Origin of the sequence: Acinetobacter suaedae (assembly GCF_008630915.1) — a bacterium.
In the GTDB taxonomy this organism is placed as follows: domain Bacteria; phylum Pseudomonadota; class Gammaproteobacteria; order Pseudomonadales; family Moraxellaceae; genus Acinetobacter; species Acinetobacter suaedae.
In genome coordinates this window covers 2572867-2587340 of sequence record NZ_CP043909.1, presented here as the reverse complement: position 1 = coordinate 2587340, position 14474 = coordinate 2572867, and the positions used below count along the sequence as shown (strand labels likewise).

The following is a 14474-nucleotide window of genomic DNA, read 5'->3' as shown; positions in this document are numbered from 1 at the left end:
TCTCAATCAAATGTTTAACTCGAAGTACTTGGTAGGGATCTATTTTTTATCGTTTTATATTTCTCACGGGCATATTTAAATAAGCCCCATATCAAGAGAATAATCGCGAAAATACCATTGAGCACAATTACATCGTTATAGGCGCGAACTTGTGCTTCACGGGTCACAACTTGATTCAAATTTTGCATCGCTTGTTTATTTTGCAAAACAGGATCGGTTGTATTTAACATGGCACTATGTTCATAACTTTTTATGCGTTGGGCAACAGATGGGTCAGTTGGGTTTAAATGACTATTAATTTCGACTTTATAATCATAGGTATGGTGTTGTTGATAGGTGTTAAAAAAGGATGAACCCACTAAACCACCAAAGTTCTGGGTGGCTGTGAATAGCACAACAAAGGTAATCACGTATTGTGGGCCGCGTTGTAAGGTACGTACAAACCCCATCATGAGTAAAGGACCAATAAATACGCCACCAGCAAAACTGACAAGGAATTGACTTCGATAAAAGTTTGCTGGACGGACATCACTGGTCAGGTGATAATCCAAGATACACGCGACTAAGATTAGAAATTCCGCCAAAAACAAATTTAACATCAGGCGATCTTTATGAAAGGTCAATGCACTAAAGACTGAGCCAGCAATGGTCCCACAAAAGATGACGCTATAAAGTGGAACAAATTGATCAGGCCCCATTCCCATAGTTTTTAGAAAATTAACAGCCGCATAGCTTTGCTCTGACATCAACAGACGTAAGGCAAATGCACTAAAGATAAACGTAAGCAGGTCGCTTGTTGCAAGCCAGCGCGTCATAATCAGAGGATTAGCACGATAATGCTCATAAGTTAAACCTAAGACAATCAGGCAAAAGCCAACAATTAATACATAAGCCAGCCAAGGACTATCAAACCACCAAAGAATAGGGCCTTGCGTGAGAACAATACATAAGCAAGCAAAACCTGGCGCCAGTAAGGTAAAGGTAAAGAAATCTTGCTTTTCAAAAACAGCAAGACGCAGACTTCGAGGTAATTTGAGTGCAACCACCATGGCAAAGCAGCAAATGGCCAATCCCAGTTCAAAGGTATAAATTACATCCCATTGATTAGCGCTTAATAGAAAGGGTGAAATCATCCATGCCAGCGGTAGACCGAGTTGCTGAAAACCAAAAGCCAGATAAATACCTTTTGCTAAATCAGCTTTACCAAATGCCTGCATGGTGTAATACATCCCAAGCGAACTTAATGGCGCAGCTGCAAGACCTGCAATAAAACGGACAATCAATGCCATTTCATAAGTTTGTACGATGAGATGGAGAATCAATACACCAATAAAAACCAGCAGACCGATCTCAGAAAATAGACGTAGACCGTATTGTTGACGTGCTTTAAATAAAATTAAATTGGCGCTGACATTTGCCATCACATAGGCCGCAGGGAGCCATGCCGCTTGAGAAGGGGTTAAACCATATTCACCTTGGAAAATAGATAAGTTCGCAATCACAAAACCGTTACTTAAGCTGGCAGCAATACAGATAAACAAGCCAATAAAAAAATAAGCGAAACGTTTCGGTGTGGCATGAGCAATTGCTGCAGGCGAACCCGGTAGTGTGGGACGCTCTTCAGCAGACCAATCTGGTGGAGTTTCAAGGTAGCGAGGGCTTTTATCCATATGATCCTCGAACTAAATTTTAATGCCGTTTAATAATAATTCTATTGCTCGTTTGGCTAACTGAACTTGATCTGAAGCAGTATGTCCTTGAAATGAGGAACCTAAGATTCCCACAATCATAGAAAAATCTTGTGGTGTAAGATCAGGACGGCACAGTTTATGTTGTATGGCTTGGTTAATTAGTGGTTGTAGTGCTTTATCACGCCGTGCATAAATGTTTAACATGATTGGGTCATGACGATCAACAATACGCCAGTAATCAATAAGGACAATGAGATGGGGAACTTGTTCAACATAGCTTTCGATTAAGCGAAGAAAGCCATCATCAAAAGCCTGTAAAGCTTGCACATGATCTTCGAGTCTGGTCATGGCTTGTTCGAGTAAAGCCACAATCAATGCTTTACGGTCAGCAAAATTACGATAAAACGTTGCACGTCCCACACCTGCGTGGTCAATGATGGTTTGTAAAGGAACATGCACGCCATGGATTCGAAAAATCTCTTCTGCGGCATGGAGCAATTCATCACGATTTTGAATCGCACGTTGCTGACGTTTGATCATTTTGGGGATTCATAGAAAATTTAGCCAAATTTAACGGACATTATTGTCCGTTGTAAATTTAAGTCATTTTAATTTTTGTTTTAGTTCGGTAAAAGCATGCATTGACGGGCAACACATGCTGATGGTTATTAATCTTTAAAATGTACGGGAATCCATTGATAGCTTTTCTGATCTGCTGAGTAAATATGCCCAATACCCGGAAATGGTAAATGTGGTGCAGCGATGGTTTGGCCATTTTTTGCAAAATTCGCAAATTGTTTTAAACGGGTTTGTACTGCTTTTTTCGGATCAATATCATATTCAATCGCAGTTTCGGGTTTATCAAATTGCACGGTATGAGAATGAACAATATCGCCAATGAATACTACACTTTGGTCTTTAGTTTTTAACTCATAACTGTAGTGCCCCGGTGTATGTCCTGCCGTGTTGATGACTTTGAATCCTTGGATTTCATCACCGAGCTTGAAGGTCTTGAAACGTTGCTTGGCTTGATAGGGTGCAATAGCTTCTTTGATCTTTTCGACTGTACCTAAGTAGTTGGCTTGTTTGTCTTTTGGTAGTTTTGTTACTTGTTTCGGATCTAACCAATATTTAGCTTCTTCATCTGAGACATAGACTGTCGCATTAGGAAAATTGGCAGTGCTTTTTTGACTAATGCCACACACATGATCTGGGTGCAAATGAGTGAGTAAAATCGTATCGACTTGTTCAGGTTTATATCCTGAAGCAACTAGGTTTTTCAAAATAGAACCAAGATGCGCGCCGAAACAACTTTCTGCACCGCTATCGACTAAAACCAATGATTTGCCAGTATTGACGAGAAAAGCATTAATCGAGGTTTGCACGCCTTTGTCTTGATCTGCATAGTATTTCTTTAAGATGTGCTGGACTTGTTGCGGTGAAATATCTTTAAACAAGCTTGGTGACATAAAGTTGGTACCATCCAGCAGGGCGGTAATTTGTACATCACCGACTTGGTGGTGATAGTAGCCCGCAACTTGTTTTTGTTGTTCAATGACTGGCAGGGTTTTGCTTGTTTCTGCATGAGTGAGTAAAGGAACGCTGCTTAAGAATAATGCTGAAAGGAGTAGGGCAGTTTTTTTCATAAGATCATTAAAGTTATTAGAGAAATAACACTTTTAACATGAATCACAACATAATAGGGATAATTTCCCAATAAAAAATCCGCTTGTGAAAGAGAGTTTTGTTATGAGTTTTAAAAGAGTTTATGTCCGTGCTTCAATTATTTGCCTATTGTTTTTAACTTTTTTCCATTCAATAACAGTGCAAATTAATGTTGTAGGGAGGATGAGTACAAATTGCAGATAACTAAAGATGATTAAAGGTGATGGGGTGAGTATGGCAAGAATAAGAATAAAGGGTGCAAGCATAAAGCCTAAAAAGCCGCTATAGATTATGCTGCGCATTAAGGATATTTGAGCAAGCTTTTGGGCAAAGAAATGTTGGAACAACAATTGAGTGATTATTGCGGGAAAGATACCAAGTAAATAACCAAATGGTGTAATTAAAAATAATCCTCCAATCATTGGAAATATGATCGAGGGCGTAATGAGACCTTTTAAAAATCGTATTGGATCACCAAACATAATGGGGCTATGAAATGTGATTACAATAATCAATGTTCCAATAAACGGTCCCCAGATAATAAATGCTGAACTTTGCCATTTAGGTCTCTGTAGAAGGCTCATTTTTGTAATAGGCATATTATAAGCTTTATCATAGTCTTATTTTTGAACACTAGCACAAAAAAAGACTTCTGAAGAAGTCTTTTTAAGTCACTAGGCTGATTAAGACACTTTATCACCAGCTTTAGCACCAGATTCAGGTGAAATCACCCAAACACCTTCGCCATTACCTGCGGCAAGTACCATACCGTTAGAAATACCAAAACGCATTTTACGTGGTGCAAGGTTCGCAACCATCACCACCAGTTTGCCTTTTAAGTCTTCTGGTTGATAAAACTCACGGATACCGCTAAACACATTGCGTGGTTCAGCTTCACCTACATTTAAAGTTAATTGAAGTAATTTATCAGAACCCTCAACTGTTGCTGCTTCTAAAACTTCAGCTACACGGAGGTCAACTTTCATAAAGTCTTCAATACCAATAATTTCAGCTTCACCCACTTTTGGTTCAGGCTTTTTCTCGGCTTTCTTTTCTTTTTTCTTCTCTACTTTTGGCGCTTCTGCCGCAGCAGCTAAAGAATCTTTCGATGCATCAACCATCGCTGCAACTGCTTTAGGATCAACACGCTGCATAAGTGGTTGGAATTGAGCAATTTCATGCGCAACTAGGATTTTCTGACGAGATGCAAAGTCAAAGCTTTCAAGTTGTAAGAAGGCTTGAACCTGTGCAGCAAGTGTTGGAAGCACTGGAGCTAAGTAAATTGCAAGCTGACGGAATAAGTTGATACCGACTGAGCAAACATCATGAACTTGTTGTTCTTGACCTTCTTGCTTTGCAAGAGCCCACGGTTTTTTCTCATCAATATATTGATTCGCTTTGTCCGCAAGCGCCATGATTTCACGGATAGCGGCAGAGAATTCACGTGCTTCATAGGCTTGCGCAATTGAATCGCCCGCATCAATAAAGCTTTGAACCAATTCAGGCTCAACACAAGTGTTAGAAAGCGTATTATTGAAATTGCTGTTAATGAATTTTGCACAACGGCTGGCAATATTCACCACTTTACCGACAAGGTCAGAATTCACTTTCTGTACGAAGTCATCCAAATTCAAATCTGAATCTTCAACTTTGTCAGACAGCTTAGACGCAAAGTAGTAGCGTAAATATTCAGGATTCAAGTGCTGTAAATAAGTTTCAGCTTTGATGAATGTACCGCGAGATTTCGACATTTTTTGACCGTTCACGGTCAAGAAACCATTCACGAACAAACCTGATGGAGTGCGGTAGTTTGCACCTTCAAGCATTGCAGGCCAGAACAGTGCGTGAAAGTAAACGATGTCTTTACCGATGAAGTGATAGACTTCTTTGTCGCTGTCTTTTTTCCAAAAGTCATCAAAACTTAGATCTGGGCGTTTGGTTTTGATGTAGTTTTCAAAACTCGACATATAACCAATAGGTGCATCGACCCAAACATAGAAATATTTGTTTGGCGCATCTGGGATTTCAAAACCGAAATAAGGCGCATCACGCGAAATATCCCAATCTGATAAACCTGCTTCAAACCACTCATCTAGTTTGTTGGCAATCGAAACAGGTAGGCGACCTTGGTCACGCGTCCATTTCTGTAAGTATTCTGAGAAATTTGGAAGTTTAAAGAAATAATGGTCTGATGATTTCTCAACAGGTGTCGCACCGCTCAACGTTGAGCGTGGATTGAGTAATTCAGTTGCATTGTAAGTTGTGCCACACACTTCACACGCATCGCCGTATTGATCTTCTGATTTACATTTTGGGCATGTGCCTTTAATGAAACGGTCAGACAAGAACATGCCTTTTTCAGGATCAAATAATTGAGTGACAGGGCGAACCGCGATATTGCCTGCTTCACGGTTTTTGATATAAATCTCAGATGCACGCGCTTTGTTTGCATCACTATGTGTTGAATCATAATGATCAAAATGCACACCAAAACCGTCGAAATCACGAATGTGTTCTTTTTGAACATTGGCAATTTGTGCTTCAGGACTGATGCCGTTTGCTTCAGCACGTAACATGATCGCTGTACCATGAGCATCATCCGCACATACGTAAGTCACGTCATGACCCATTGCACGCATCGCACGAACCCAAATATCTGCTTGGATATAACCGAGTAAGTGACCCATATGGATAGGACCATTGGCATAAGGGAGGGCATTGGTGACTAAAATTTTACGCACGGATATTGTTCTCTCATTCGTATTTGCAAGGCAGATGATTTTACATGACTTGCCCCCGACTTGCACAAGGGATTCAGTGAAATCTTTTCAAATCGTATGATGATTCTATTTTGATGACTTCATGCTAGCTTCATTTGCACTTCAATGAACATATTCTTGTTTCCAATTGTGTTGGATTTTATCCTTTAACAATGTTAAATCGGTTTTTAGGTTGCTACAGAAAGTTTTTAATCTAGGGGGCGATGTGAAGTTATTGGCTGAATGTGTTTGGTATTGATAATCTTATTTTTAAAATAGTTATCTTGATGTATCTTATAGTCAATGTTAAGCACTAGATCTAAAAGCTATAAATATAAATGTTTGCTATTTGATAATGAATAAAAAAGAGGAATACATGAAAAATTATTATGGTGAGGATTTTTCTTTTGTATGGTGGTGTATTCGTTCAATTATTTCGGGCACAGTTGCAACACTCTGTATCGTTATTTTTGTTTGGGGCTTTTTGATTTATGAACAGGAGTTTTCACCTCAAGAAGTTTCTAATGGGTTTGTTAGAGGGGTTGCTGCTATCATCATGCTCACGCCAGTTTTAATTGGTTGGCATAGCTTTCTTTATTTTATTAGTTATTATTTTCTACGTCATCCAAAAAAGTTAATCGATATATCTCAGTTGTTAAAAGGCGTGGTTTTTTTAATAGGAGGGTATGTCATTAGTTTTATTGTTTTATGGGGACTTCCAGATTTTAATTTAGAGTTATTTATGACGTCTATTTTTTTATTCATGGTTATATCAGTACCACTTATATTAGGGTTTATAATTGCAAATATATTCAAAAAATAGGCGAACCAAAATTTGAGGTTTTTGTCTTAAAAATAACAGAGTATGCATCCCGAAGGATTACATACTTTGCATTTGCTTAACGGTTACGTTGTGCTTTGAGTTCTTTCTCAGCGAAATAATTTTGCCTTTAGACAAGAAATGGATGTAGTAGCTCTTGAGACCATCTGTTTTTGGATCAAGCGTAATCTCAGCACACATCGGGGTTTGCCAAAGCTCATCGCTGCCTAGAGTCCCTAACCATGCCTGTGCTTTTAACGTCACAGTAAATTGATCCCTGATTTCAAGATCAGTAATGCTGAGTTCGCTACACCAATGTTCAGTTTTAGGGAACTCTGCTTTAGAAAATTTCCAGCAAATCATCAACGCTAAACTGCTTTCAATTGGCGCTTTATCATCACTGATTTGATCAATAACAGGAATTAATTGTTCAGCCAAATCCTGTTCAAAAGTAAGAATCATGCTTTGGATTCTTCTTTTACTTGAAAGAATATACTTCAGACGTTTTTCTTGAGCTTGAAGTTCATGTTGAATTTCTAAAAGTTCATTTTCATTCATAGCTTTATAAATAAGGTTCAGATTTCGTTAACGCGAAAGTATATCTGATCTATTTCGTTATATTGTGAATAGTTTTTAATTGAAATTTGATGGATGTAAAAATGATCGAAATACCAAGACTGATTCTACGACCATAGCTAGTGATTGATCATTTTTATTTTACTCAATTGTATTCTTTTAAGTTGTTAGAAAATAAAAATCTTAAGCAGTAATAAAAAAGTTAAAAATGAGAAAAATCACATAACTTAGGTGGCTTGCCTTGTTATCAGATCATCGATTGAGCAGGCATGTTTTATATGAAATCTCTAGGAAAGAGTTTCATAATCAAGGTTGATGTTGTTCATTTATATGATTTTTATATCTAAAAAATTCAAAAGGTTATCAGTCAGATATGAAATGAATCTTCCTGTATCCCAATTGTTTCAATTTGCAGCAATCACCAAAAAATTCATCTAAATGCGCTATAAATAAATCTAGCTCCAACAATATGTACTTTGCTTATTCGTTAGTGAGGAAACACCATGACAAATGACAAAATTGATGAATTAAAAACTCAAGCAACTGAATTGGGTAATGATCTAAAACATAAAGCAAAAGAGGCTCAGTTACAGGGTGAAAAAGCGGTTGATGACTTAAAACATTCTGCTGAGGAATTGAAATTAAAAGGTGAAAAAGCACTTGATGATTTAAAGAAAGATGTATCTGAGCAAAGCTCCGAAACTAAAGATGCTTTTTCAAGTAAAGTGGATGAGGCGAAAGCCAAATTAGAGGATACACAGCATAGTATTCAGGAAAAATTTGATCATTTGAAAGAAGAAGCAAGCCACAAATTGGATGACGCGAAAGCAAAAGCCGCTGAATTAAAAGATGAAGCTGCTGCCAAGTTTGATGATTTGAAAGCTCAAGCAAGTCACAAATTAGATGATTTAAAGAAAGCCGCAACAGATACGATCAATAAATTTAAAGGTTGATTGTTTTGAGTTTGGGTTATAGAACACATCTGGACGCTTATATCGACTGATGATCATGCACTTTAAAAAAATGAGCAATTATCTTCTGAGATATGAGCGTCTATTCCTCAATACTGCTAAACTAACCAAACTCAGTGATATGTTGATCTGTTTTTGGAGTAAACAAAATGTCGTGGCTTTCTTCCTTAAAATCTGTTTTTTCACCAGCTCAAGAGGTGAAGGAAGACGAAATTCAAACAGTGCTACAAAATTATGTTTTGCCCAATTCTGAAAATGCTTTAAAAGATCGAATTAGCCAAGTCAATGTACAAGGTCGTATTTTACAACTGACCATCAATACTTATCCGCAAGAAAAAGATTATTTGCAACAAATCCATGATGAGCTTGCAGATGCTTTGGAGAAATGTGGAATCCAAGAACTGAATTTACATATTATTCAACAAAAACATGCTGCACATGGAGAGGCTGGGCATAGCTGTTCATCTCAACCAAAAGCTGAAAATAATAGTAAATTACCACCTGTGATGGATGCTTCTCCAAAAGCTGAAGAAGATCCTAATAATCCTCCCATTCAGAAAGCTGCACCACAGCAGCGTGATGTTGCACCACATCCACGTATTCAAAATGTTATTTTGGTGTCCTCGGGTAAAGGTGGTGTAGGTAAATCAACGACCACTGTAAACTTAGCTTTGGCATTACAAAAACTTGGTTTGAAAGTTGGTGTCCTTGATGCGGATATCTATGGCCCGAGTATTCCAACCATGTTAGGAAATGCAGGACTTACACCACAAATTGAAAATGAACATTTTGTTCCTTTAGATGCCTATGGCATGGCTGTCATTTCGATTGGTCATCTTATTGGGGCAAATAATACTCCAGTGGCTTGGCGTGGACCTAAAGCGACGGGTGCACTAATGCAATTATTCAATCAAACATTATGGCCTGATTTAGATGTGTTAGTGATTGATATGCCACCAGGTACAGGTGATATCCAACTCACATTAGCACAGCGTATTCCTGTAACTGGGGCAGTGATTGTTACGACACCACAGAATGTTGCGCTCATGGATGCTGTGAAAGGGATTGAGTTATTTAACAAAGTGAATATTCCAGTATTGGGTGTGATTGAAAATATGTCGACGCATATTTGCTCAAACTGTGGTTACGAGGAACAAATTTTTGGAATTGGTGGTGGTGATCAGCTTTCAGAGCAATATCATATCCCGTTATTAGGGCGTTTACCTTTAGATGCAAAAATTCGTGAACATGCGGATAACGGTCAACCTAGTGTCGTTGTTCAAGATGATGCAGCAGAAAGTTATATGAATATTGCAGAAACTGTATTAGAGCAAATGAAGAAATTGCCACAGCGTCAGCGAGACGATAAGCGTATTTTCTAATTTAAAAACAGTTAGGCTTAAAAAATCAGCGAATAACGCTGATTTTTTACCTTTTAATTAAAATATTTTGTTGTTTTAGCAAATCTTATAGATACTTATAAGTTGGTACATAGATTGCTTCTTTCTTCTTTTTGTATTGATTTATAGGTTATTTAATATGTTCTTTAAACGTTTTATGACGATGGTCGCATTATGCGGTGGGATATTGGTTGCTGGATGTAATGATGGTCAGTCTTCAAAAAATAATAACATCGCTGAGCAAACCTCATTACAACCTATCGTGATCCAAGGTGCATTGCCAGTTGAATCTGAACGTATGGCTGCAAAGTTGGATAAAGTAACTGTCGAAACCATTGGCGGGTGGACGTTTTGGAAAGGTACCTACAACGGCTATCCAATGATTATTTCTAAAACACGTATGGGGATGAGTAACTCGGCAGCAGCGACTGCGATCGCCATTCAAAAGTACCAGCCGATAGCTATTATTAACCAAGGGACATCTGGTGGTCATGATCCTGAATTAAACGTTTTTGATATTGTTCTCGGAAAATATACGACCAATATTGGTGCATTCAGAACACCACAACAACCGATTGGTGGTGGATCTGATGCATTAACATGGCATGAAGCGTTTGATGTGTTGCCGGAAGATGAGTCTGATCCTGAACCAATTGCTATACGCAAGTTCGAAGGTGATCAAGCATTATTAGTTGCGGCTTATAAAGCTAAAGTGAATTATACAAAAGGGAGAGTAGTGGAAGGAACGATTGGTTCTGCAGATGTTTGGAATAATGAATTGGATCGAATTAAATTTTTCCATAACACATATGGAACTTCAGTTGAAGAAATGGAAGCTGCATCAGTTGCGCAAATTGCTCATCAATTCAATGTACCATTTCTTGGGATTCGGATTTTATCTAATAATATAACCAATAACGGTGCTTATGATCCTGCGACAGGTGAAGCATGTCAGGACTATGTATTAGATGTTGCAGAACAATACATGAAAGCAAAAAGCGAGTCGAAATAAAGCTTTGTATATTTCATATGGAAAGAAAGGCGGTCTTGACGACCGCCTTTCTGAAATTTGCTTAAACTTCGAGTTTAAATGTTCGAAGATGATGGACTTTCTTTCTTGGCTTGTAAAATATTCATTGCAATTGAAAGACCGACCATCACTATTCCGATCAGATCAGTTCTGCCCTCAGGCATAATCATCAGCAACGCACCGATCCCTAAAATTAAACGCCAAACTAGATTCATTGAGGTTTTAAAATAACCCTCTACTGCAGCACCTAAAGCCAAAATACCGACAATTGATGTAACCGTAATACTGACAATACTCCAGATTGGTGGAAGCGCAAACTCGCGTGCATTCAATGCAATATTGGTCGTATCAATCATTAGCATTGCAGGATTATAGACAAACAAGAAAGGTACGATAAAGCCTGCTAGAGACAATTTGAGTGCCTGAAAACCAGTCTTCATCGGATCACCACCCGAAATACCTGCACCAGCAAAAGCTGCTAAAGCAACAGGTGGGGTAATATTGGCAAATAATCCAAAATAGAAAACGAACATATGAGCAACGAGGATAGGCACATCAAAATGGGCCAAAGCAGGAGCAGCCATTGTTGCAGTGATAATATAAGCTGGAATAGAAGGTAGCCCCATACCTAAAATCATGGAAGCGACCATAGTAAATAATAAGGTCAGGAACAGATTTCCTGCGCCAACACTCATGATATAAGAGGTCATGACCGATCCGAAGCTGGTTAAGCTCACTACACCAATAATCAAACCAACCACCGCACAGGCAGACATCACTGATAAGGATTGTTTTGCACCATCAGCAAGCGCCTCTAAAATCTGTTTGAATCCCATACGCGTGGTTTTGCGGAGATTGGCAACTACGATTGTTAAAAGAATCGTGTAGACGGCTGCATAACTGACAGGCATAGATTGAAATAAGAAAAAGACTAAAGCCACGATTGGAATCAGTAAATGTCCGCGTTCTTTTAATACTTCTTTAACGCGAGGAAGGTCAGCTTTAGGCAAGCCTTTTAAATTATCTCGACCTGCACGGAAGTGCACTTGGGAGATTACCCCAAGATAATAGAGCAATGCAGGGAGTACAGCAGCAAGAGCAATAGTGCCATAGCTGACTCCTGTTGTTTCAGCCATAATGAACGCACTCGCGCCCATAATTGGTGGGAGAATTTGTCCACCAACCGAGGCACTGGCTTCCACCGCACCCGCAAAATTCTTTTGATAGCCAATTTTCTTCATTAACGGAATGGTGAAGGAGCCTGTTCCCACCACATTTGCGACTGCTGTACCGTTAATACTGCCCATAAATCCACTAGAAATCACAGCAACCTTTGCAGGACCACCTTGTTTATGACCTGCTAAAGCCATTGCGAGATCATTGAACAGTTTGCCCATACCAGATTTGGCAAGAAATGATCCAAATAGGATAAATAAGAAAATGAACGTGACCGATGCACCGATGGCTGATGAATACAAGCCCTCAGTTTTTAAATACATTTGACCAAAAATATCGCTCACACTATATGGTCGAGTGAGTAAACGGTCAGGCATCCAATTAAAATGACTAATAAATGGATAGGCGAGAAAAACCAACCCTAAAATTGGAAGCATCCAGCCCATGATTCGTCGTGCCGCTTCAATGACTAACACAACCGTCATGATTGCAAACACGATATCTAACGTATTGGGAATACCACCACGAGAGGTCATGATGTTTTGATATTCAATCCATAAATAGCCTAGTGAGGCAAAGGAGGCTAACATTAAAATCCAGTCATACCATGCAATATGCTGTCGATCACTACTTTGTCGTGCTGGATAGAGTAAGAAAATTAGTGCTAAACCGATAGACACGTGTGCTGAGCGTTGGATTAGTTCAGGTAACGGGTTGTAGGTAATAAATAAATGAAAGAGTGAATAACAAATTGCTAAAACGGTAATAAAGAGAGCAACAGATTTCTGCTTGGGTGTGCGTGTAACCGATTCCTTATCAAACTTTTCTAATAATTCTTTTTGTTTGGCTTGATCATCCTGTTCTGGTGTTGCACTGTTATCGGGTTTATTCATCTACATTCTCCTAACCACCAGATCTTCCATAATGGTGTGTACGTACTCTTAAACTGCACAAGGCTATAATCAGGCAGTTCATTTGCAATCGCCCATGTCGTATTGTTCCAGGACAGTTGACCTTGCATATTTCGTGAAACAGTCCAATTAATCTCTTTAAGTTTTTGGTTTACAGCCATTCTGACCACGCCATCTTTTTGAGAAATAATAGGGTAATCGCTTGGTGTACCAGCGCCAAAAGAAATTAGATCGGTATAGACCAAACGGAATGCATTTTTTTCACGATGATAACTTTCCCGCCATATTGTTTTTTCGACAGAATGTCGCCATTGCAAGTTAAAGTCAGCTTCACGAATGATGCAATTATGTTTTTCACTCATCACATGTGTATTTGCAATCGGATAACTGACCAATAAAACAATACCGAAGGCTAAACAGAAAAGTGCAGCCGAAGCTGCACTTATAATTTTCATTGAGCTGCCGCGACCTCGTCGTAGTATTTTTTAGCACCTGGATGGAGTGGTGCGACTAAACCATTTTGAGCACCTTGCAAAGTGATGTCTTTTGCTGCTTGGTGAGTATTGGCTAAAGCATCAAGGCTTTCGAAGAAGGTTTTAGTCAATTTATAAACATCATCTTCAGATAAATCAGAGCGAACGACTAAAGCATTCATGATTGCTGCAGTTGGAATATCCTCAGCATTGTCATAGGTTCCTTTTGGAATGATCATTGGTAAGAAATAGGCCTGATCTTTGGCAATTTCTTTAATCTTGTCAGGATTGATACTGACTAACTGTAGATCATAACCACGTTGCAATTCCATCAGTGACGAGTTTGGAATACCACTGGTAAGGAAGGCTGCATCTAGTTTTCCACCTTTCAATGCATCCGCTGCTTCGGCATAACCTAAATAATCTACTTTTACATCCTTGTAGGTAATACCAAAACCATTCAACAAAGTACGAGCATTGACTTCAACACCTGAGTTCTGAGCACCAACTGCGATACGTTTACCTTTCAAATCCTCAATATTTTTAATTCCAGATTTTTTTGAGGTAACGATTTGCACATAGTTCGGATAGAGCGCTGCGATTTGCTGAACATTGGTAATTTTATCTTTAAAGCTGCCTTGTCCATTGATTGCTTCTGTGAGACTGTCGCTCATTACAAAAGCCATTTCTACTTTGTTTTGCTTTAACAAATTTAGATTTTCTACAGAAGCACCTGTGGTCTGCGTCTTAGAGTTAACGCCATAAGTTTTATGGTAAATTTCAGCCAAATTTGTTGCGATGACATTATATGGACCTGAAGCTCCACCAGTTGCAATATTAACAAATCGTGTTTCCAGTTTATTGGCGCTTGTTGTTGCGCTACTGCCTTTTTGGCTTGCATTTTTGTTGCCAGTATTGTCAGAACAAGCAGATAAACCTGTTATTGCTAAACCGAGTAAAATGAGTTGGGGCCATTTTTTCATTACTATCTCCTGTTTATAT

At 38.7% G+C, this 14474-nt stretch carries 13 protein-coding genes; 4 read left to right on the top strand and 9 right to left on the bottom strand.

Annotation, left to right across the window (positions count from 1 at the left end; genetic code table 11):
• Window positions 1-14: 14 nt before the first annotated feature.
• The 5 genes from F2A31_RS11970 to metG form a co-directional block, all read right to left on the bottom strand.
• Window positions 15-1670, bottom strand: a complete 1656-nt coding sequence (locus F2A31_RS11970) for an MFS transporter (RefSeq protein WP_150026563.1) — start codon at window positions 1668-1670, stop codon at window positions 15-17.
• A 12-nt stretch (window positions 1671-1682) separates the two neighbouring features.
• A complete protein-coding gene (locus F2A31_RS11965; protein ID WP_005081372.1) occupies window positions 1683-2231 on the bottom strand; it encodes a TetR/AcrR family transcriptional regulator in 549 nt (182 codons plus the stop codon).
• 128 nt (window positions 2232-2359) lie between these two features.
• The gene (locus F2A31_RS11960) at window positions 2360-3337 is read right to left on the bottom strand and encodes an MBL fold metallo-hydrolase (RefSeq protein ID WP_150026562.1); all 978 of its coding nucleotides are present in this window, start codon (window positions 3335-3337) and stop codon (window positions 2360-2362) included.
• Window positions 3338-3457: 120 nt separating this feature from the next.
• Entirely contained in the window at window positions 3458-3955 is a 498-nt protein-coding gene (locus F2A31_RS11955; protein ID WP_150026561.1) for a hypothetical protein, read from the bottom strand.
• An 84-nt stretch (window positions 3956-4039) separates the two neighbouring features.
• The gene (gene metG / locus F2A31_RS11950; RefSeq protein WP_150026560.1) at window positions 4040-6097 is read right to left on the bottom strand and encodes a methionine--tRNA ligase; all 2058 of its coding nucleotides are present in this window, start codon (window positions 6095-6097) and stop codon (window positions 4040-4042) included.
• A 394-nt stretch (window positions 6098-6491) separates the two neighbouring features.
• Here metG and F2A31_RS11945 point away from each other — a divergent pair, with 394 nt between their 5' ends.
• The gene (locus F2A31_RS11945) at window positions 6492-6938 is read left to right on the top strand and encodes a hypothetical protein (protein ID WP_150026559.1); all 447 of its coding nucleotides are present in this window, start codon (window positions 6492-6494) and stop codon (window positions 6936-6938) included.
• Window positions 6939-6995: 57 nt separating this feature from the next.
• Here the strand turns inward: F2A31_RS11945 and F2A31_RS11940 are convergent, their stop codons facing one another.
• On the bottom strand, window positions 6996-7493 hold the full coding sequence (locus tag F2A31_RS11940) for a hypothetical protein (protein ID WP_150026558.1): 498 nt from the start codon (window positions 7491-7493) through the stop codon (window positions 6996-6998).
• Between the two features lie 521 nt (window positions 7494-8014).
• Here F2A31_RS11940 and F2A31_RS11930 point away from each other — a divergent pair.
• The 3 genes from F2A31_RS11930 to F2A31_RS11920 all read left to right on the top strand — a co-directional run bounded on the left by F2A31_RS11930 (window position 8015) and on the right by F2A31_RS11920 (window position 10894).
• On the top strand, window positions 8015-8464 hold the full coding sequence (locus tag F2A31_RS11930; RefSeq protein ID WP_150026557.1) for a hypothetical protein: 450 nt from the start codon (window positions 8015-8017) through the stop codon (window positions 8462-8464).
• Window positions 8465-8631: 167 nt separating this feature from the next.
• Window positions 8632-9864, top strand: coding sequence for an iron-sulfur cluster carrier protein ApbC (gene apbC, locus F2A31_RS11925; RefSeq protein WP_150026556.1), 1233 nt, complete (start codon window positions 8632-8634; stop codon window positions 9862-9864).
• Window positions 9865-10021: 157 nt separating this feature from the next.
• Complete coding sequence (locus tag F2A31_RS11920; RefSeq protein ID WP_150026555.1) at window positions 10022-10894, top strand: 5'-methylthioadenosine/S-adenosylhomocysteine nucleosidase; 873 nt, start codon at window positions 10022-10024, stop codon at window positions 10892-10894.
• A 74-nt stretch (window positions 10895-10968) separates the two neighbouring features.
• Here F2A31_RS11920 and F2A31_RS11915 read toward each other — a convergent pair whose 3' ends face one another.
• From F2A31_RS11915 to F2A31_RS11905, 3 genes are read right to left on the bottom strand one after another with little or no spacing between them, the layout of a single operon-like run.
• On the bottom strand, window positions 10969-12981 hold the full coding sequence (locus F2A31_RS11915; RefSeq protein ID WP_150026554.1) for a TRAP transporter permease: 2013 nt from the start codon (window positions 12979-12981) through the stop codon (window positions 10969-10971).
• Window positions 12978-13454 carry a DUF1850 domain-containing protein gene (locus tag F2A31_RS11910; protein ID WP_150026553.1) on the bottom strand — a complete coding sequence of 159 codons (477 nt, stop codon included), beginning with the start codon at window positions 13452-13454 and terminating at the stop codon, window positions 12978-12980. Before F2A31_RS11910 ends, F2A31_RS11915 begins: the two co-directional genes overlap by 4 nt.
• Window positions 13451-14455, bottom strand: coding sequence for a TAXI family TRAP transporter solute-binding subunit (locus F2A31_RS11905; protein ID WP_150026552.1), 1005 nt, complete (start codon window positions 14453-14455; stop codon window positions 13451-13453). Before F2A31_RS11905 ends, F2A31_RS11910 begins: the two co-directional genes overlap by 4 nt.
• Between the last annotated feature and the right edge of the window lie 19 nt (window positions 14456-14474).